General features: G+C 41.1%; 15 protein-coding genes and 1 riboswitch. Of the genes, 12 read left to right on the top strand and 3 right to left on the bottom strand.

Annotated elements, in window-relative coordinates:
- Position 1: 1 nt before the first annotated feature.
- The 4 genes from FRX97_RS02825 to FRX97_RS02810 are packed head-to-tail and all read left to right on the top strand — an operon-like array spanning position 2 to position 6,327.
- Positions 2-1,300 (top strand): hypothetical protein, encoded by a 1,299-nt coding sequence (locus FRX97_RS02825; RefSeq protein ID WP_147013180.1) that lies wholly within the window; start codon positions 2-4, stop codon positions 1,298-1,300.
- Positions 1,300-2,268 carry a hypothetical protein gene (locus FRX97_RS02820; RefSeq protein WP_147013178.1) on the top strand — a complete coding sequence of 323 codons (969 nt, stop codon included), beginning with the start codon at positions 1,300-1,302 and terminating at the stop codon, positions 2,266-2,268. The genes FRX97_RS02825 and FRX97_RS02820 overlap by 1 nt, the downstream gene beginning before the upstream one ends.
- A complete protein-coding gene (locus tag FRX97_RS02815; RefSeq protein ID WP_147013176.1) occupies positions 2,261-2,722 on the top strand; it encodes a hypothetical protein in 462 nt (153 codons plus the stop codon). Before FRX97_RS02820 ends, FRX97_RS02815 begins: the two co-directional genes overlap by 8 nt.
- A complete protein-coding gene (locus FRX97_RS02810; protein ID WP_147013174.1) occupies positions 2,722-6,327 on the top strand; it encodes a CUB domain-containing protein in 3,606 nt (1,201 codons plus the stop codon). Before FRX97_RS02815 ends, FRX97_RS02810 begins: the two co-directional genes overlap by 1 nt.
- 1 nt (position 6,328) lies before the next feature.
- On the opposite strand, the gene FRX97_RS02805 is transcribed toward FRX97_RS02810, so the two are convergent.
- On the bottom strand, positions 6,329-6,976 hold the full coding sequence (locus FRX97_RS02805; RefSeq protein ID WP_147013172.1) for a DUF4294 domain-containing protein: 648 nt from the start codon (positions 6,974-6,976) through the stop codon (positions 6,329-6,331).
- Positions 6,977-7,029: 53 nt separating this feature from the next.
- Complete coding sequence (accC, locus tag FRX97_RS02800) at positions 7,030-8,514, bottom strand: acetyl-CoA carboxylase biotin carboxylase subunit (RefSeq protein WP_147013170.1); 1,485 nt, start codon at positions 8,512-8,514, stop codon at positions 7,030-7,032.
- Positions 8,515-8,626: 112 nt separating this feature from the next.
- Between accC and thrS the strand changes: the two genes are divergently transcribed.
- The 4 genes from thrS (at position 8,627) to rplT (ending at position 11,805) form a co-directional block, all read left to right on the top strand.
- Complete coding sequence (gene thrS / locus FRX97_RS02795) at positions 8,627-10,570, top strand: threonine--tRNA ligase (protein ID WP_147013167.1); 1,944 nt, start codon at positions 8,627-8,629, stop codon at positions 10,568-10,570.
- Between the two features lie 23 nt (positions 10,571-10,593).
- Positions 10,594-11,142 (top strand): translation initiation factor IF-3, encoded by a 549-nt coding sequence (gene infC / locus FRX97_RS02790; RefSeq protein WP_147013165.1) that lies wholly within the window; start codon positions 10,594-10,596, stop codon positions 11,140-11,142.
- 39 nt (positions 11,143-11,181) lie between these two features.
- Positions 11,182-11,379 carry a 50S ribosomal protein L35 gene (rpmI, locus tag FRX97_RS02785; protein ID WP_147013163.1) on the top strand — a complete coding sequence of 66 codons (198 nt, stop codon included), beginning with the start codon at positions 11,182-11,184 and terminating at the stop codon, positions 11,377-11,379.
- Between the two features lie 78 nt (positions 11,380-11,457).
- Positions 11,458-11,805, top strand: a complete 348-nt coding sequence (gene rplT, locus FRX97_RS02780; protein ID WP_147013160.1) for a 50S ribosomal protein L20 — start codon at positions 11,458-11,460, stop codon at positions 11,803-11,805.
- Positions 11,806-12,056: 251 nt separating this feature from the next.
- Here the strand turns inward: rplT and FRX97_RS02775 are convergent, their stop codons facing one another.
- Positions 12,057-14,315 carry a T9SS type A sorting domain-containing protein gene (locus tag FRX97_RS02775; RefSeq protein ID WP_147013158.1) on the bottom strand — a complete coding sequence of 753 codons (2,259 nt, stop codon included), beginning with the start codon at positions 14,313-14,315 and terminating at the stop codon, positions 12,057-12,059.
- Positions 14,316-14,747: 432 nt separating this feature from the next.
- Here FRX97_RS02775 and FRX97_RS02770 point away from each other — a divergent pair, with 432 nt between their 5' ends.
- From FRX97_RS02770 to FRX97_RS02755, 4 genes are all read left to right on the top strand, one after another.
- Positions 14,748-16,595, top strand: coding sequence for a PLP-dependent aminotransferase family protein (locus FRX97_RS02770; protein WP_147013156.1), 1,848 nt, complete (start codon positions 14,748-14,750; stop codon positions 16,593-16,595).
- 192 nt (positions 16,596-16,787) lie between these two features.
- Positions 16,788-17,945: an S-adenosylmethionine:tRNA ribosyltransferase-isomerase gene (locus FRX97_RS02765; protein WP_147013154.1), complete on the top strand. Its 1,158-nt coding sequence runs from the start codon at positions 16,788-16,790 to the stop codon at positions 17,943-17,945.
- 383 nt (positions 17,946-18,328) lie between these two features.
- Positions 18,329-18,436, top strand: a riboswitch (SAM riboswitch).
- Between the two features lie 85 nt (positions 18,437-18,521).
- Positions 18,522-18,935 carry an OsmC family protein gene (locus FRX97_RS02760; protein ID WP_147013152.1) on the top strand — a complete coding sequence of 138 codons (414 nt, stop codon included), beginning with the start codon at positions 18,522-18,524 and terminating at the stop codon, positions 18,933-18,935.
- Positions 18,928-20,094: a trans-sulfuration enzyme family protein gene (locus FRX97_RS02755; protein ID WP_147013150.1), complete on the top strand. Its 1,167-nt coding sequence runs from the start codon at positions 18,928-18,930 to the stop codon at positions 20,092-20,094. Before FRX97_RS02760 ends, FRX97_RS02755 begins: the two co-directional genes overlap by 8 nt.
- Position 20,095 lies beyond the last annotated feature (1 nt).

Raw genomic sequence — 20,095 nt, 5'->3', positions numbered from 1 at the left:
GATGAAGAGAAGATCCTTTATAAAGAAAACGGGACTTGCAGCGGGTGGAGCCATTGCCGTTCCCTATATCCTTCCTTCGGGTAGATTATTCGCTCAATCGGGAAGTAGAATGGCCGACCACGTAATTCTTGCCATGTATGGTGGTGGAATACGACAACAAGAATCGATTCTTCAGCGATATTTAGATGATTCTCAAGGACTTGCTATCCCAGGGAACATAATGATTAACCTTTTTAACGGAGAACAGCCCGAGGATAAAATTGTATATGGCGACGATGGATTTCTTCCTGGTGACACCCCTAAACCCATGGTTCTTAACGATACCGTGCAAAATATGGGAACTACCTTCAGAGAAATGCGCGCTACCGCCGCAGGGCATTACAATGGTTTTATAACCATGTTGCTTGGAAATACCAATTTCTCTCAAGCCTTAAGAGAACGTCCCCTATCTCCAACCATTTTTGAATACCTAAGAAGACATGCTGGTGAAAAAGCCTCTAAAGTTTGGTTTGTAGGGGAATCTATTAGAAACTCCATTCCACTTATGAATGCCTCGTCGCATCGCGATTATGGTATAAGATATGGAGCCAATTTCTTTGCACCGCCTACCACATTCGGTACACCAGGGAAAAACACCTTTTCTCAAGAAAAGATTTTCCATCCAGAAGAAGAGATGTCGCACATCTATAAAATGAAATACTTTTTAGATGATTACTACAGAAACTTGGGAGGATTTATCCATGAATTGGGTAATGATGAGGATGAGAAATACCACATCAAGCAATTTATGCAGGAGCAATACGACCAAGAAAAAAGTCGTGACGTTATAAGTGCTACAAAAGCCATTCTGAGTGAATTTAAACCCACTTTACTGGCCTTTAATTTATCCTCAGGAGTAGACGCCTGTCATGGAAACTTTACACAATATTTAAGAGGAATTCACTCTGGAGATAATAAAGTTGCTCAAGTTTGGCAGCATGTTCAATCCATTCCAGAAATGGCTGGAAATACCATTATGATTATTTGTCCGGAGCACGGTAGAGATTTAAATCCCAACCCCGTATTCGACCAAAACGACTGGTATGGTTTCGATCACTCGGATGCCAACACCCGGAGGATTTTTGGCCAGATGATAGGGAAAGGAATTCCAGCTGGCTTGGAGGTTGGAGATGAAGCCAACCCCATTGGATTATCTGCGGATTGCTGCTTAACTATTGCAGACATTCTTGGAATTAAAAACGAGGTAAGAAACGTAGGACATGTAAGAGGAGACTCTCAGTCCTTATTAGACCGCATCTAATGAGAAAATTACTTTTTGCCGCCATACCGCTGTTTGCATTTTTAGCCTGTAAAAAGGATAAAAACCCTTTTGACGAAGCCCCTTCGGAACCTAGTAGAGTTACTAATCCTGTTCCAGATGCAGATCCAAACAGCTTTATTGCCATACATACCAATATCTTAAAGCCAACTTGTGCCAATTCGGGGTGCCACGATGGTACTAATGTAAACGATCCAGCCTTCCCCCCTTTGGACTTCACCACTCTGGAAAGCTCCTACAGTTCCCTAATTAAAGGACCGGTAAGGAAGAATAATGAATTCAATACGTTTACCTACATCGTAGACCCAGGTCGACCAGCTAATTCTGCCCTATTGGGACGCATTCTAGATGACAATCTTAATCCGGGTTCTCCCATGCCTTTAGAGGTAGACCCTGACTCGGATTGGCCGGTTAAAAGAGACCAATACATTCAAAACATTACCAACTGGATTGAAGCTGGTGCTCCAAATGTATTCGGCGTTCCTTATTCCGAGGGAAACGTTAAACCAAGCTTTGCAGGACTTTACGGGAGTACTCCAAGCGTACAAAAACTAGGAAGAGCTGGTGCCCAAACCGAAATACAAATTCCCTTTTCTGCAGATGAGGTTACTTTTTATTTTGCCTTTAAAGATGCCGAAACGGATCCTAAAAATTTCACCTACAATAAGGTTAAAATCTCTCTAGAAGTGGATGATTTTTCTGATGCAGAGGAATTTGATCTTCAAAAATTGGGGACTCCGATAATGGGAGAAGGAAGGACTCCTGGGTCAACCGTTGAGTATACTCATTCCTTTACCATTACGGATATCAAAACAAAATTCCAGGTAAACGAAATTTGGTATGTAAGAGCATATGTTCAAGATGAATTCGAAACTCCTACAGAAATTCCCAACAATGGGAACTCTCCTCAACTAATGGTTTACTACTCATTCGCTAGATTTAATGGATAAAAAGCTTCACTACATATTATCATTTGGCCTTTTTTTAAGCCTTGCAATTAGCTCTTGTAAAAAAGAGGATGAGGCTGGAAGCGCCCCTGAAATCGCGCTTCAGGGCATGACCAAAACAACCGTAGAGGAATTCAAAGACTCCGTTTTTGCAGTCATCGAATATTATGATGAACAGGGAGACATTGGCGATGAAAACCCGGATGTAAATAGCCTAGAAATGTGGGATGAACGCTATGAAAACCCAGAGCAATACAGGCTACCACCAGTAACCCCCAACGGAGAAAAACTACGTGTTCGCGGCACCATTAGAGTATATATCCCAACCCTTATTAGAAGAAGTACCGAGGAAGACCAAGAACAGACCTATTTACATTTTAGATTAAAAGATAGAGCCGGAAACTGGAGCAATACAGTGAGGTCTCCATTAATGACTATTACCCCGCGACAGAATTAATGAAGTTCGTTAAAAGCCTATTAAGTTGTCTTTTCTTATTTACCGCCGTGTTATTGTATGGTCAGCCTACATACAACATGGGGAACTTCACGGTTTCTGATTGTGAGGGAATTTTGCTGGATAGTGAAGTTGGAAATGCCGATAACCCAACTGGGTACGACCATAACGAAAATTACACCTTTACGATTTGTGTTCCAGGTGCCAGTAGTGTTACCATTACTTTTGAGCTTTTTGAGCTAGAAAAAGCATCCTCCGGTAATGTAAAACTCGATATTCTTAGTATTTATCAAGGTCCTGATAGAACGGGGCCACTTATTGGAGAATATACGGGTGACCAAAATCCAGGAACCATTACCATTACTGGAGAATGTGTAACCATCCATTTTGTTTCTGATGCCAGTGTAAATGCCGAAGGTTGGCGAATGCGTTGGGTTTTCGACCCGCCAGATCCGGTACCTCCTACCTTAGCACCGATTCCAAATGTCACCTGTGAAAGTACCTCGGTTACCCTACAATTCGATCGAGGAATCGTTTGTAACCAAATCAATACCCAAAACTTTAATTTATCTGGTCCCACGGGAAGCATAGCAAGCGTAACAGGCGTGGGTTGTTCCGCACCCGATGATACAACCAGTACAGTAATTGTGAATTTTGACCGACCCCTGGACGAATCGGGAAGATATACCGTAACCTGCGATGTCGTTTACTTCGATATGTGTGGTAGGCCCTTTCAATTTACCCTTTCGCAAACTTTCGATATTGTAGACTGTCCTCTAGATGTAGAAATTCTGGGAGACACCATTTTTTGCGAAGGTGATTGCGTAGATCTTTTCGCCGATGTTACTGGAGGAGACTTTAATAACTATCAATATACCTGGCAGCCCGCAGGCCCAAATAATGCTGTTAACCGCGTTTGCCCTACCGATAGCATAACTACATACATAGTAACGGTTACCGATGGAAACTCCATTCCAAGCTCGGACACTATTGTTATTACTCGTATACCTAGACCAACTATGCCCGCAAATTTTTCCATTTGCAGATTTGATGCCGATACATTTTTATCTGCCACCCCTACAGGCGGATTTTGGTCGGGACCAGGAATGAACGCCCAGGGAAGGTTTAGACCCCCAGCCGCTGGGGCTGGAACAAGAACGGTGGCCTACACAGCACCCAATGGTTGTCCAAATACCATGGACATTACCGTACACCCTATTCAAACGCCCTGGTTAGTTGCGGTATGTGTAAATACAGATTCTGTACTTATTAACGGTACTCCCGCAGGAGGAACATGGACAGGGGATCCTCAAATTACAAGCACAGGCTATTTTAGCTCAACAGCCGGTACTGGAGATTTTGTGGTTACCTACACCGAACCCAATTTTGGTTGTCAAAAAACAACAACGGTACGCGTTGTAGATAGTATTACTGTCCCAACACGAGACTCAATAATTGTGTGTGTAAACCAGGCTCCTTTCGATTTACAATTTGCTCCTGCTGGTGGTTATTGGCAAGGACCAGGAGTAAACTGGGGAGGAAGATTTAATCCCGGAAATGCAGGCCCTGGAAAACATGTTCTTTGGTATACGATTAATGGCTGTGTCGACACAACAACGGTTGAAGTTTTCGATATCAATGCCGGGGTCGACACCGTAATTTGCCCGTCGACCAACGCTTTTGCATTAACAGGAGGTAATCCAGCTAATGGAATTTGGTCTGGAACCGGTGTCACCGCAAACATAGATTCTTCGGTATTCACCTTTAACACCCCTCAGTTTGCAGGTAAAGACACCAATATCTTCATCTATTACACCCTTGGTGGATGTACCGATGCTCGCATTTTCTACCTACGAGAAACAAGAGTTGACAACAGTATAATATCGGTTTGTGATTACGACAGTATCGCCGTTATTCCTACAGCAAGTTTAAACCCCAGCCCAGCAAATGGAGTTTGGTTTGGAACGGATTTTTCAAATGACACCCTTGATATAAGAAACAAACCTACTGGAAGCTATTATGTGTATTACGAATTTCAGAATAACGGATGTTTAGATTCTGTGGAGGTGCAAATACGCCCTAAGCCTTCGGCCTCCACCCCTGCTGTTTACGACACCATTTGCCCAAGGGAAGTGGATTTTGACCTCACCGGAACACCCGCAGGAGGTGTTTGGAGAGGTATTGGTATTAAAGATCCTTCAGCGGGCACCTTTAGTCCTACCCAAATTGGGTTTAGCGGAGTTTTTGAATCCATTTACTCCCTGGGGGGCTGTGAGGACACAACACGGGTTGTAGTTAGGGTACCTGTCCTTAATATTTCTGGATTAGCCCCGGTTTATTGTTTTGAACAAGGGCGGGTGGTTAATTTAATTGGAACGCCCTCTCCAGGAACTTTCTACGGACCTGGGGTTAATCCAAGCAACAACACCTTTGAACCCGGTGTAGCCGGAAGTGGAGACCATTACATTAAATATGTATATGGATCGGGAGCTTGTGAGTATGTAGATTCTACTCTGGTTACTGTAGAGCCCCCTATCCAAATAGATTCTTTGGTTTATGCCGATAGTATTTGTTTCGGTGCTTCTACGTCAATTGAGGCCTTTGTTTCTGGAGGAAGAGGCCTTCAATCTACCTACAAACTAGACTGGGAGCCAACTGATTTTGGGGGAAGTTCTAGATTTAACATCAGAGTAACGCTCGAAGAAACTACTACCTACCGACTAATTGTAAGAGACAAAGCGTTAAACTACTGTTCTTACGCTGATACGGCTTACGCTACGATTACAGTAAATCCAAAAATAACATACGACGCCTACCCTGGCCCGACTGTTTGCTTTGGAGACACTAACACCATGGATTTATACGGAACCTCTGTTAATCCACTTTCGTTTACCTGGGCAAGAAGAAATCAAGATAGCGTTGCAACCGCCAATTTTAGAGGTCCAGCAGGCACATATGCCGTGCGGGTAAGAGACCTTGCTACAGGTTGCTATGTTGATTCGGTGCTATACCTACCTCAATACCCGTATTTAGAAGCTAATATCATCAAAGTTCCAAGTCAGGAATGTATTTCCATACTAGACCCTACCATCCACATTGTTAATGCAACGGTAGGGGCAACAGGAGGAAGTTGGGATATGGGAGACACATCGGGAGTTAAACCCTTTTTTGCTGGAGAAAACTTTTCGCATACCTATACCGATACGGGGGTTTATCAAATTAAACTCTATGTCTATAATGGTGGAGGATTATGTGTCGATTCTGCATCGGTTACTCAGTGCATTGAGAAAATTTCGAAAATCTTTCTCTCTAACACCTTTACTCCAAATGGAGATACCGATAATGATACATGGCCAACCGGAGGATATAATGAACATGGAAATTGGGTTCCCCTTGGCTACGACATTGTAGATTTTGAATACATGATTTTTGATCGTTGGGGAAGATTAGTCTTTAACTCAGAAGATACCCCTGGACCCTGGAATGGAAACTATCTAAACCGAACGGTAGACCCCGTAAAACCAGGTGTATACACCTACGTTGCTACGGTGCATTTTGATAAGTTCAACATTCAACAGATTACGGGAACGGTAACTCTGTTACGTTAAGCTAAATATCTAACTTGGAAATATCCAATTTAGTTTTTCTTTCGCGGGGGGCGACATAAATCTCTCCCCGTTCTATTCTTCTTACGATGTATTCCAACATTACATCGTCTCTATCTTTCTGAAATTCATCTTTCAGATTACTACCGAAAAGCTTGGCAACTCCTTGCCAAAGAAAGGCGCTAAACCCGCCTTTTAGGTTTTTGATAAGGTCGTAAGAGGTAACTCCTGTTTCGCGGTTTATCAGTTTGATCAAAATCCTACCTTGAGTAACGGTTAAATTCTTTAACTCATCCTCAAATTCGTCCTTTAAATCCTTCTCTACCTGCTTTAAAAACCTTTTGCGATCTCTTTTTCTATCAAAATGGTCGTAAATGGAATCGTATTCATTGATAATTTCCGAGGTTATCTTAGCGTAGGGATACACCTTTTTAACGTTGTATATCATTCTACCTAAATCGGTGTAAAACTCCTTTCGCTGCTGATCGCTTGGAATTTCCACCTCTCGTAAATCAACAGCCAAAATGGTATCACCCTGTTGAGACACTACTTTCTTTACCGCACGATTTTTACTGGGGGGGATATAATCTTTCTGCCCTTGAACACCAAGGACAGAAAGAATGAATATTGCGAACAACAGATTGCGTAACATATCCTAAAAACGTATGAATTTAGAATGGATTACACAATAAGCATTCCAAAATTTTAACGCTTTAATTTCCAAGTACTTACTCCCTCTCCTTTTGCAAGGTGGGCTCCTTCTTTTACTTTGGTTTTTTGATCCTCGAAAATGATTGGTGCCAACATGGACGCAACGGCCATTTCATCTTCGTTGTTTGCTTTAAGCACGTCTGGTGTAAAATGATGCTTTACAAAGTTGGTATCGAAATTTCCACTCCTAAATGCTTCGTGCTTTAAGGTGAAAGAGCAGAAAGGTAAAGTAGTTTCAATACCGGTAATTCTGTAGGCTTCAATAGCTCTTAACATTCTCGCAATGGCTTCGTCTCTTGTGTTTGCATGCACAATTAACTTGGCTATCATTGGATCGTAGTGAATAGGAATTTCCATTCCTTCCTCAAAACCATCATCTACACGAATTCCAGGTCCTTTCGGTATTCTGTAGGTTTCTAACTTACCTATATCTGGAAGGAAATTATTGGCTGGATCTTCGGCATAAACACGAACCTCGATCGAATGACCTTGAATACTTAGGTCTTCCTGAGAAAAAGACAATTTCTCGCCTCTTGCCACCTTAATTTGCTCTTGAACCAAGTCTACCCCAGTAATCATCTCTGTAACTGGGTGCTCAACCTGCAGACGGGTGTTCATTTCTAGGAAATAGAAATTCAGTTTTTCATCTACCAAGAACTCTACCGTTCCCGCTCCAATATAGTCACAAGCTTTAGCCACTTTTACTGCAGCCTCACCCATTTGCTTTCTTAATTCTGGGGTCAACACTGCACTGGGTGCTTCTTCTATAACTTTTTGGTGTCTTCTTTGAACCGAACATTCGCGCTCAAATAAGTACACACAATTTCCGTGCGTGTCGGCCAGCACCTGAATTTCGATGTGGCGTGGACTACCCACGAATTTCTCAATAAAGACTGCTCCGTCACCAAAGGCAGACTCAGCCTCACTAATTGCGCGTTCCATTCCGCTCTTCACCTCATCAACGGACTCAACAATACGCATTCCTTTTCCCCCCCCACCGGCAGAGGCTTTAACTAAAATGGGAAATCCAATTTCCTTGGCAATTTCTATTGCCTTATCCACGTCAGAAATGGCACCGTCCGAACCGGGAACTAATGGGATATTGTAATTCTTTACGGCATCTTTTGCAGCTAATTTACTTCCCATTACTTCCATAGACTTGGATTTAGGTCCAATGAAAGTAATTCCAGCTTCGGCTACTTTATCAGCGAAAACAGCATTCTCAGAAAGGAAACCATAGCCTGGGTGAATTCCGTCAACACCAGCTTTTTGAGCTACCTCTATAATCTTATCTATGTTTAAGTACGAATGTTTCGAGGGACTAGGACCAATATGGTAGGCCTCATCGGCAAAACGCACAAAAGGGGCATTTCTATCTGCATCAGAAAATACAGCTACCGTTTTAATATCCATATCCTTTGCACTACGCATAACTCTTAGTGCTATTTCTCCTCTATTTGCAACAAGTATTTTTTTCATGATCGTGTTTCTCGGAGGGCTAAAATAATAATTGTAATGAAGCCTTGAAGTTAAAGCTTACAAAGGCGGTTTAATTGGCTATATTTGCCCACTTAAATCTACAGGAACAGTTATGATTAAGGTTACCCTACCAGATGGTTCGGTTAGAGAATACGAAAGTGGCGTTACTGGATTAGACGTTGCTAAATCTATCAGTGAAGGACTGGCACGCAATGTATTAGCTGCTGAAATTAACGGTGAAGTTTGGGATGCAACCCGCCCAATAACCGAAGATGTAGACTTAAAACTACTCACTTGGAAGGATGATGGAGGGAAATATGCGTTTTGGCATTCCTCAGCCCACCTTATGGCCGAGGCTATTCAATTTTACTTTCCAGACGTGAAATTTGCTATCGGACCTCCTATTGAAAATGGATTTTATTACGATATAGACCTTGGTGAATACAAACTTTCTGAAAAAGATCTGGAGAAAATAGAACAGAAAATGTTGGAATTGGCTAAACAAGCCAATGCATTCATCAGAAAGGAAGTTCCAAAAGCTGAGGCCATTGAATACTTTAAAAAAGAAGGGGATCCGTATAAGTTAGAGTTAATCGAAGACCTCGAAGACGGAACCATTACCTTCTACGAACAAGGAAACTTTACTGACCTTTGTCGTGGACCTCATATTCCTGGAACACAACATATTAAAGCAGTAAAACTTCTTAATATCGCCGGCGCATACTGGCGTGGAGACGAAAAAAATAAGCAGCTAACTCGTGTATACGGAGTTACCTTCCCTAAAAAGAGTGAATTAAAAGAACATTTACACTTACTAGAAGAGGCTAAAAAGCGCGACCACAGAAAATTAGGGAAAGAATTAGACCTATTTACCTTTTCTGAAAAGGTTGGACAGGGTTTACCACTTTGGTTACCAAAAGGAGCTGAGCTAAGAGATCGATTAACTGATTTCATGAAAAATGCCCAGCGCAAAACGGGTTACCAGGGTGTTATTACCCCGCATATTGGTCATAAGGACCTTTACGTTTGTTCGGGACACTACGAAAAGTATGGTGCAGATTCTTTCCAACCTATCAACACTCCAAACGAAGGGGAAGAGTTCTTGTTAAAACCAATGAACTGCCCTCACCACTGCGAAATATTTGCCAGCAGACCGAGGTCGTACAAAGATTTGCCATTAAGACTTGCCGAGTTTGGAACGGTTTATCGTTACGAACAAAGTGGAGAGCTCCACGGATTAACCCGAGTTAGAGGATTTACCCAAGACGATGCCCATATTTTCTGTACACAAGATCAGGTAAAAGACGAGTTTAAGAAGGTGATTGACCTTGTAATGCACGTATTTAAAAGCCTTGGTTTCGAAGACTATACGGCTCAAATATCCTTAAGACACCAAACCGACAGAGAAAAGTACATTGGATCTGAAGAGAATTGGGAAAAAGCAGAGCAGGCAATTATAGAATCGGCTCAGGAAAAAGGATTAAACACCGTTGTAGAATACGATGAGGCGGCTTTCTACGGACCTAAACTAGACTTTATGGTTAAGGATGCGTTAGGAAGAAAGTGGCAATTGGGAACTATTCAGGTGGATTATAGCTTACCAGAGCGATTTGAATTGGAGTATGTTGGAAGCGACAACCAAAAGCACCGCCCGGTAATGATTCACCGTGCACCTTTTGGATCCTTAGAAAGATTTGTTGCGATTTTAATTGAGCATACGGAGGGGAAATTCCCATTATGGTTGGCTCCAGAACAGGCAATTATCCTTCCAATTAGCGAAAAAGTGAACGCTTACGCCGAGGAAGTTTCATTATTGTTAAATAATTCCGAAATTCGCGCCCAAATAGATTTACGCAACGAGAAGATTGGTAAGAAAATTAGGGATGCAGAAATCAGTCGTATTCCTTTTATGATTATCGTTGGGGAAAAAGAAGCAGAAAACCGTGTAATTTCGGTGCGCCAAAAAGGCGAAGGCGACTTAGGAACCATGAAAGTTGAAGACTTTGTTGCAAAAATTGAAGCAGAAGTAAAAGAAATAACGAGTTATAAAGCATAGAACATTAACCCAAAAAACACAATTTGAGGCCAAGAAGAAAACCATTTACTCCCCAGAAAAAGAGTAATCCACACAGAATTAACGAAGACATTCGCGTACCTAAAGTTAGACTTGTAGGAGATAACGTAGAAGTAGGTGTATACTCAGCTGAGGAGGCCAGAAAAATTGCTGAAGGACTAGAACTAGACCTTGTAGAGATCTCTCCTAATGCCGATCCGCCGGTATGTAAAGCGATAGATTACAAGAAGTTCTTGTACGAACAAAAGCGTAAGCAAAAAGAGCTTAAGCAAAAGCAAACTAAAGTTACTGTTAAGGAAATTAGATTCGGACCTAACACCGATGACCACGATTTTAACTTTAAGCTTAATCACGCTAGAAAGTTCTTGGAGGAAGGTTCTAAAGTAAAAGCATACGTATTCTTTAAAGGTAGAACCATTGTTTTTAAGGAACGTGGAGAAATTTTGCTTTTAAAGTTTGCCCAAGCATTAGAAGAAGTAGCAACGGTAGAAAGTATGCCGAAGCTTGAAGGTAAGCGGATGATAATGATGTTTACCCCAAAGACTAAGAAATAATTAACCGACTTATAGTAGCGAAGCATAAAATTGTGAATTATGCCAAAAATGAAAACCAACTCTAGTGCCAAGAAGCGTTTTAGCTTCACAGGTTCTGGAAAACTAAAAAGAAAGCACGCTTTCAAAAGCCACATCCTAACCAAAAAAGAAACTAAGCAAAAACGTCACTTAACTGCGACTGGTTTAGTTCATAAGGCGGATGAAACTAACGTTAAATTAATGCTTAGAGTTAAGTAAGCATTACAAGGTAAAAGTTAACAACCCGAGCTGATGTATTAAGCGCGAAAGCCGCGTTAGCTCAAAACAATTAAAGAAATGCCAAGATCAGTAAATCACGTAGCGTCGAAGGCGCGCAGAAAAAAAATCTTAAAGCAGGCTAAAGGATTCTTCGGAAGAAGAAAAAACGTTTGGACTGTATCTAAGAACGCCGTTGAAAAGAGTATGTTATATGCATACACTGGGCGTAAACAAAAGAAAAGAAACTTCAGAAGCTTATGGATTCAGCGTATTAACGCTGGAGCTCGTGAGCACGGATTATCTTATTCACAATTTATGGGGCTTTGCAAAAAGCAGGGTATCGATTTAAACCGTAAAGTTCTTGCTGATCTAGCAATGAACCACCCAGAAGCTTTTAAAGCAATTGTTGAAAAAGCAAAAGCCTAATTATTAATCGCAACGCTACTATTTGAGAGCCCCACCGTTAAGGTGGGGCTTTTTTGTTTTCATGCATTTGAAAGGTGATACCCCCCCTTTATTTCAAATCAAACAAGTTTACCCTTTAACTAGTATACCAGTTCACCGATAAACCCAAATCTAAAATCGGGAAACGCTATTCAGTAATCCACAACCACTAACCATTGACCACTGACTATCTACCATTGCCCCTTAACCCTTAACCCTTAACTCCTAACTCCCTATTCTACAAGCAATTTCGAAGTAGCTCTAGCTCCATTTTTGGTTTGTAATTGAAGGATATAGCTTCCCGGTGACAATCCAGAGACATTTATTTTCTGAACGCTAGACTGCACATCAAACCTTCCTTGCTGACTCACCTTTCCATCCACAGATATAATTTGATACGATAGAAGTCTCTTTTCTGCCTTTATGTTCACCATATCTGAAACCGGATTAGGATAAATAGCCAACATAAAATCTTTTTGATTTTCTAGGACTTTCGTGGGGCTTAATTGGTACCGGTAAACACCGTTTCCTTCTGTACCCACATAAAGCGTATTGCCATGTTTTTTTAACAGGGTAACCTTTGCTCCAATTGGTAGATTTTGAAAGTCATAGGTGTACCAATTTTCCAAATCAAAACTAAAGAAGTCTTCATCATTTTCATGATAAAACCATAAACCATTGCTATACTCCAATTCTTTCGGGTCGAAGTCTTTAGGAATGGACTTGTAAAACTCAAAAGCTCCCGCTTGGAAATTAAATTTCTCCACGATGGTTGCAACTGGGGTTGATGGATCTTTTCGGTAATAAATTAAAAGCACATCCCCCTCATCGGTTTGCACAAACTCACGGAAATAATCCCAGTCTGACCCCAGATTATTACGGGAATACTCAAGATCTGTCCAAGTATCTAAAGCAGACTTATATCTAATTGACCAATAAGTCTTATTTACAAAGGGATTCGCAGAAGAATAATCGATATCATAAACCAGCAAAAATTCGTAACCGTTTACCCGAGCTACAAGATCTACCATTCTGGTGGTATCCTCTCCCCAAGGTTCTGTTGAGAAAGAATTAGTATTGAAATCATAAACCCAATATTCAAAGGGATTAAAATATCCATAATCCCTGTAGTTCAATGCTCCATCTCCCGCACCTAAAAAATTGAAATATTTAGAATAATTTATCTCTGGATTTTGCCTCCTTCTCCATACCCCCTCTGGCATTTTAGAAAAAATGTTGACGAAATAATCCCTTAAAAACCATGAATGGAATTCCCTGTCAATACGATACGCCCAAATGTCATCTCCAGAATTTTTCAAATTGGATACCCTTTCATTCTCATCCAGTGTTGGAGTGGGTATGCTATCTCCATTATTGAGATTTCTACCCATGATTTTACCATTGTGAAGAATATAAAAATCATTATTCTGGATTGCCATCCCGTCAACATCACCGTTAAAAATGTTGGCCCCTTTTCTTTGTGTTGGACCAACAAGAACTGAATTTCCACTCATTAATTGATCCTTTGCACAATACAGGAATTCGCCGTTATTCAACCCTAAAATCTTATAATATTTAGGAGGAACAACCTGTTCATGTGGACCGGTTTCTACCCAAGTTTGCTGACCAAGGATATTATGTTGTTTATAAAGTTTAGCCGTTTTTACCCAGCCATTTAAACCATCTTTTCCATGGACAAATATGTCGCCCTGGAAACGAAATAGTTCCGTACCTGCAAATTCCTCTCCGCCTGGCCGTATGGTATCTACCTCACCATATTTATAGTGGAAAAAATTCTGGGTATAATCATCACTTAAAAAATAAAAGTCCAGCGTATTTCTACCGGCAACATCTTGAATATCATCCAATGTTGATAATCTAAATAACAACTCAAGAGAATCATTTTTATAACTAAATACGCTATACTCATCTATTAATATCAACCCGTCTGGAAATGGGTGAAAAATGTCAGTTCCTGCATTGAAATGGGCTGTATATTCAAAAGCATTATATAAGGTGTTATAGCTAAAATCTGGCCTAAATATCTCTGCCCTATAAAATCTCTGATTAGAACTATTGATTTCGGCTGCTGCTATGTACAATTGTCCGTTCCATTCCACAAAGTCAAACACTTCGTAATTTTGAAAATATGGACTCCAATAATCTTTATTACGTTTAAACAATACCCCGGAATCAGTAAGCAAGAAAAGCCCATGGGAAGTGTGCCAAATGTCCTTTATTGAATTGGTGGTTCTGTAATCATCAGTCCCTAATAATTGAAGTCCGTCGTTAATCAATTCCCAAGAATCTCCATTATTATCACTGAAGTACACTCCGCCCCCAGTCGCAGCCCAGAGGTCTCCAGAATCATCTTTTACAACCTCTCTTACATCCAGGAACTGCAATTCATTTACGCGCTGCAATTCAAAAGGCTGACCGTATACATTGTTGATGGAAAATAATATCGTAAGAATGAAAAATAATCGATTCATAATATAAAAGTATGCGCAGCAAGATACATATTTCAAAAAAATCCAGACTAATTAGTAAGCTTCGCTAACAGGCTAATTTATCAATGTAAAAGTGAACCAATGTAACAATGTGCTCGGCCCAGCTACAATCCCTAAGCCATTCACTATTGACTATTAACCATTGACCATTAACTATTGATCATTAACCACTGACCATTAACCACTGACTATTAACCATTGACTATTAACCACTGACCATTAACCACTGACCATTAACCATTGACCATTAACCACTGACCATTAACCACTGACCATTAACCATTGCCCCTTAACTCCTAACTCCTCCCCCTTCCTCCTCGCTAAATGAACAAAATTTGATTCCTTTGCATTTTTAAATCAATAGCTGATTTTTGCAGCCCTTTACGCGGTTTCACTATACAAAAAAGACCATCGATGAATATGCATACCAAACTCCTGGATTTTCTCAAGAAAGTAATTGCTAACTGTCCAAAAGACTGGGTAAATCTTACTACCCACAGACTGGATATCTACAACGAAAGTCTAGCTAAGACTGAATTTATCTTGGAGTTTGAAAAATTGTTTGAATCTGGCCAGGTGAGCAAGGAAATCCTAGCCGAATTACCCACAGCATACGATTATATCCGTTTGGGACATCCTCTCTCCTCCGTTCTAGAGTGGACCATCGCCAAACTCAACAACATAGCACCCGATCAGGTAATTACCTTCTCATCCAGAACTACCCCTCTATTGGCTGTGCTAAGAAAAAATCAAAGAGATAAAAAGGCCACAAGAGTTATTTATACTGGAGATTTACCAAGTGACTTCGACGCCGAGCTATTAAAGTCGGTTTACGGATACAATTTTTCTCTGCATTCATCTCAGGAAGAGCTGTCTAAAGCTTTTGATGGAAGCACCGTAATCTATACCAAAAAGGAGGATATTAACGCCTTTGATCTCGCTGAGAACATCGATTTCATCATCAACATTCATCAAGAACTTGGAAGCATTTTGGTAGTCAACAACCAGAATACAGAATATATTCCTGCGATTCAGCATGTGCGTAGACGCGAAACCATCGCAATGACTCCAATTAATTGTTTCTACGCATTGGAGCACCTGCTTGGAAAGGAGATTCCACTTGCCGATAAAAACCAAGTTGCGGAAAGCAAAACCAAGGTTCTTTCCACCATTGCCAAAATTACCGGATCAAAAACAGATGCCATTCTAGGATCTAGCGGCTTGTCAATACAGTACGCCATAATGATGGGGCTTATAGACAATGCCCAGCGCATGCACCCGAATAAGAAGGTGAAAATTGTCGTACCACCGAACTGTTACGGCGGAACCAACGACCAGGCAAGGCGTGTTGCCGCCTGCTTAAATCATGTAGACATCATGGATTTACCCGTTGATGGAGATAACAATATGGTGGATAGTACTAACCAGGTACTTGATCAAGTAGCTAAGGAGGATGCCGTTGCGCTTATTATCGCCGAAATACCAACCAATCCACGTGTAGAGGTCCCCAACCTAGATGATTTAAAGGCTGTACTTTCCAAACAAAGATCTACCCCGAGTGGTGAAATGGCCGTAGAACCCGTATTTATCTTGGACCAGACCTTTTGTCCTAACGTAAGGTTTGTGAGTGAGGACGGGATTTTATCTGCCGTAAAAACCATTTCATATGTGAGTGGATCTAAATTTCCTAGCGGTGGGAAATGTACGGCAGGATATTGTGTGGCAAACGACAAAGCAGCCGAATTAATGCCCGATATAGCCAAGCACATTAAGCTATGTGATAACGAGGCCACAGACCTCCAAATGCAAATACTGGCAGAACAAATGCCGAGTATGGTGCAGCGCATTGCCGATGCCTACAATAACACCAGAACCTTTGTAAATTTTATTGAAGAAACACTACCTCAGGCTAAAATTAATTTTGTCTCAGAAGAACTTGCAGCACAGGGCTTCACCCCTTCTGTCTTTTCTTTGGATTTACCAACCAAGGGAAATACCCCAGAAGAAAGAGAAATGTACAAGCGCGACCTAAACAATAAACTCATCACCCTGATGATTACGCAAATTCCAAACGAAAGTAAGTACTGCGTAAGCTACGGTCAGCTAAAAGGTTGTTATTGGACCATCCCAGCAACCAGTACCCAGGGAACTACCAAGGAGTCGGATAAAGACTACATCGCTCGCGTTTCGGTATCCCCAAATCTGGATTTAGATAAACACAAAGCAGTATTTAAAGAGTTTGTAGAGCAACACATTGGGTAATTAAATGGAACAATTTATCAATGTGAAAATGAAGCAATGAATTGGTAACCCAATTCAGAGAACCACTTCATCCATTTATCCTTTAATCCATTCATCTATTCACCATTGACCATTGACCATTGACCACTGACAATTCCACCCTTAACCCTTTAACTCATCAACCCTATAACCCTTCAACCCAGTTATCCTAAAATGCTTAACCTAAAGGACTACCACTTTACGCTGCCAGATAGTCGAATTGCGAAGCATCCACCAAAAGAGCGTGGAAATTCTAAATTACTGAGCTATAACAAGGGCATAATAGAACACTTAGCGTTTAGAGATTTAGTTGGGCAAATATCTTCTGACGCCACATTATTTTTTAACGATACCAAGGTAATTCCGGCACGCATTTTCTTAAGAAAACCCACAGGTGCCCTAATCGAAATATTTCTTCTGGAGCCATTAAAACCCTCCAAGGCACACGAGGAAGTAATGAGTACTACCAACACCTGTACTTGGAAATGTTTAATTGGAAATGCAAAAAAATGGGCCTTAAACACCAGTTTAAAGCACGAAAGCATAAATTTTACCAGCACGCGAACAGGAGATAACGAAGTTACATTTACTTGGGAAGGCTGTACGTTTAGTGAAATCCTAACCGAAATTGGAAAAATACCCCTCCCTCCTTATATCCAAAGAGAGGTAGAGGAAAACGACAAAAATCGATACCAGACCGTTTACTCCAAAATAGATGGCGCCGTTGCGGCTCCCACCGCTGGGCTTCATTTTACCGAAGAAATTCTAGAGGAATTAAAAGGGAAAGGCGTTAAAATAGAATACCTAACGCTGCACGTTTCGGCGGGAACTTTCCAACCCATAAAAACGGATGACATATCGGAGCATCCTATGCATAACGAGCAGGTTCTGATTTCTAAAAGCAGCATAGAAAATTTGCTGAATTCGAAGCAAATAATTGCTGTTGGAACCACTTCTATGCGTACCCTAGAAAGTTTGTACTGGTTTGGGGTAAAACTCCATAATGGGGAAAATGATTTTTTCATTAAAAAGGACGATCCATATCGTTTAAAACCCATATATAAAGAAGAGGCAATCAACAAGGTGTTAGCCTACATGGAAGAAAAGCAAATTGAGAAATTGACTGGGCAGACCGAAATCTTTCTATATCCAGGTTACAACTTTCACATTTGCGATGGATTGGTCACCAATTTCCACATGCCAGGCTCCACCCTCATTTTATTAGTAGCAGCCTTCATTGGAGAAGATTGGCGCAAGGTTTATCAAGAAGCCCTAGACCACGATTACCGTATGTTAAGCTATGGGGATAGCTCGCTTTTATTGCCTGGGTAGGGTTGTTTTTTGGTTAGTGGTTAGTAGTTAGTGGTTAATAGTCAGTAGTTGAGTGGTTTGGATTTCTCTAATCGGTTCTGTTCACTAAAGTGTGTCATTGGGTTTATTTTAGACCTAATCTCTCCCCATCCCTCTTCAACCCTTTAACCTTTAACCCTTATCCCCAACCACTTACAACTCAACCATTGACTATTAACCATTGTCTATTGACCATTGACCATTGACTATTGACCATTGACTATTCAACACTTCATCCATTCATCCATTCATCAAATCATCTAAATTCCGTAACTAACTTCCAGCTGCGACCTAACTCCTAGGTGCTAAAATATTTTACATACATTTGCCCTGTCCAAACGTGGACAACTATAATTTGAAATAATTGCTTATCAAGAAAGGTGGAGGGAACGGCCCTATGAAACCTTAGCAACCATCCTACGGGAAAAGGTGCTAATTCCTACTCTAAACCACGGTTTAGGGAAAGATAAGTCAGAAGATATCCGAGACCTCTTTTGACTGCAAGTTGAAAGAGGTTTTTTTATCTCCATCTCTTGATAAGCCCAAAAACGAACAAGAATGGAGATTAACATCGTAAAATCTACGGAGGGTGAATTTACCTTCCACGCTCAAAACGAAAACAGTACAATTACCCTTTGCGCCGGAGAAGAATTGTCTCCCGGAGTAGCAGCTTTTCGCCCCATGCAACTGGTTCTTGTTTCCCTGGGTTCATGCATGCTTATCGATGTACTTAACATCCTGCAAAAGCAAAAAATAATTCCCGAAGATTACGACGTACAAGTAACCGGTACCCGAGCACATGCTGTACCAAAAGTTTTTAAAAACATTACTATTCACTACAAGCTAAAAGGCAATATCCCTCCTAGAAAGGTAGAGCGTGCTATAGGGCTTAGTAGAGATAAATACTGTTCCGTATACAAAATGCTGTACCCAACCGTAGAAATCTTCACAAAATTCTCTATCAATGAGTAAATTCGAAACCCTAGCCATACGGGAACAATTAGCGCAAACCCAGCATAAAGAGCACAGTGCTCCCATCTTCCTTACCTCCTCCTTTACTTTCGATTCGGCTGAGGAAGGCGCTGGACTTTTTGAAGGCTCCCTTCCCGGGAATCTCTACTCAAGATTTTCTAACCCCAATACCGATGAGCTTGTCAGAAAATTGTGCCTTTTGGAGCAAACGGAAGCAGGATTGACTACCGCATCTGGAATGGCTGCCGTGTATACCAGCATGGCGGCACTATTACAACAAGGAGATCACATTCTCTCCGCCTCGGCAATTTTTGGAAACTCCCACCATATTATTTCCAATATTTTACCCAAAGCGGGAATTACGCACACCTACTGTGTAATTAACGACAATAGTTCGTGGGAGAAGGCTTTACAGCCCAATACCAAGATGCTTTTCCTGGAAACTCCGTCTAACCCAACGCTGAAACTGGCAGACCTTGAATTTTTGGGTAAACTCTGTAAAAAACACGGACTGTTATTCGTGGTAGACAATTGTTTTGCTACCCCTTACCTTCAGCAACCATCAAAATTTGGAGCCGATCTTATTTTGCATTCAGCTACCAAGTACCTGGATGGTCAAGGACGCGTTTTAGGAGGCGCCATAGTGGGAAAAGCAGATCCTGTAAAAACATGCTACGATTTTATTCGCAGGACGGGTGCCTCGCTCTCCCCTTTTAATGCATGGGTTATATCCAAAAGTATAGAAACACTAGCATTAAGGATGGATAGACATTGCGATAATGCTTTAGCAATTGGAGAATATCTACAGTCGCATCCAAAAATTGCTAAGGTGATCTATCCTCACCTACCCAATTTTGAGCAATACGATTTAGCCAAAAAACAAATGAAAAAAGGAGGCGGTTTGGTTGGATGCGAAATTATCGGTGGACAAAAGGCTGGAGCAAAATTTTTAAATGCGCTTAACATGCATAGTCTCACCGCCAATTTGGGCGATAGCCGAAGCATAGCCACCCATCCAGCTTCTACCACCCACTCTAAATTATCGGCAGAGGAATTGAAGTCCGAAGGAATTAACGAAGGTTACATCCGCTTTTCTGTTGGATTGGAACATGTTGATGACATTATTGCTGACATAGACCAGGCCTTAAAAAGCATTTAAA

This window comes from Luteibaculum oceani (genome assembly GCF_007995015.1).
Classification (GTDB): Bacteria; Bacteroidota; Bacteroidia; order Flavobacteriales_D; family Luteibaculaceae; genus Luteibaculum; species Luteibaculum oceani.
The sequence above is the reverse complement of the archived record's forward strand: the minus strand, read 5'-3'. Positions and strand labels throughout refer to the sequence as shown.

Bases quoted from the DNA above. Each gene is read 5' to 3' on its own strand.
- FRX97_RS02805 (WP_147013172.1), bottom strand. From the start codon at position 6,976: ATGTTACGCAATCTGTTGTTCGCAATATTCATTCTTTCTGTCCTTGGT.
- FRX97_RS02810 (WP_147013174.1), top strand. From the start codon at position 2,722: ATGAAGTTCGTTAAAAGCCTATTAAGTTGTCTTTTCTTATTTACCGCC.
- FRX97_RS02770 (WP_147013156.1), top strand. From the start codon at position 14,748: ATGAATATGCATACCAAACTCCTGGATTTTCTCAAGAAAGTAATTGCT.
- rplT (WP_147013160.1), top strand. From the start codon at position 11,458: ATGCCAAGATCAGTAAATCACGTAGCGTCGAAGGCGCGCAGAAAAAAA.
- FRX97_RS02820 (WP_147013178.1), top strand. From the start codon at position 1,300: ATGAGAAAATTACTTTTTGCCGCCATACCGCTGTTTGCATTTTTAGCC.
- accC (WP_147013170.1), bottom strand. From the start codon at position 8,514: ATGAAAAAAATACTTGTTGCAAATAGAGGAGAAATAGCACTAAGAGTT.
- FRX97_RS02775 (WP_147013158.1), bottom strand. From the start codon at position 14,315: ATGAATCGATTATTTTTCATTCTTACGATATTATTTTCCATCAACAAT.
- FRX97_RS02760 (WP_147013152.1), top strand. From the start codon at position 18,522: ATGGAGATTAACATCGTAAAATCTACGGAGGGTGAATTTACCTTCCAC.
- rpmI (WP_147013163.1), top strand. From the start codon at position 11,182: ATGCCAAAAATGAAAACCAACTCTAGTGCCAAGAAGCGTTTTAGCTTC.
- FRX97_RS02825 (WP_147013180.1), top strand. From the start codon at position 2: ATGAAGAGAAGATCCTTTATAAAGAAAACGGGACTTGCAGCGGGTGGA.
- FRX97_RS02815 (WP_147013176.1), top strand. From the start codon at position 2,261: ATGGATAAAAAGCTTCACTACATATTATCATTTGGCCTTTTTTTAAGC.
- FRX97_RS02765 (WP_147013154.1), top strand. From the start codon at position 16,788: ATGCTTAACCTAAAGGACTACCACTTTACGCTGCCAGATAGTCGAATT.
- thrS (WP_147013167.1), top strand. From the start codon at position 8,627: ATGATTAAGGTTACCCTACCAGATGGTTCGGTTAGAGAATACGAAAGT.
- FRX97_RS02755 (WP_147013150.1), top strand. From the start codon at position 18,928: ATGAGTAAATTCGAAACCCTAGCCATACGGGAACAATTAGCGCAAACC.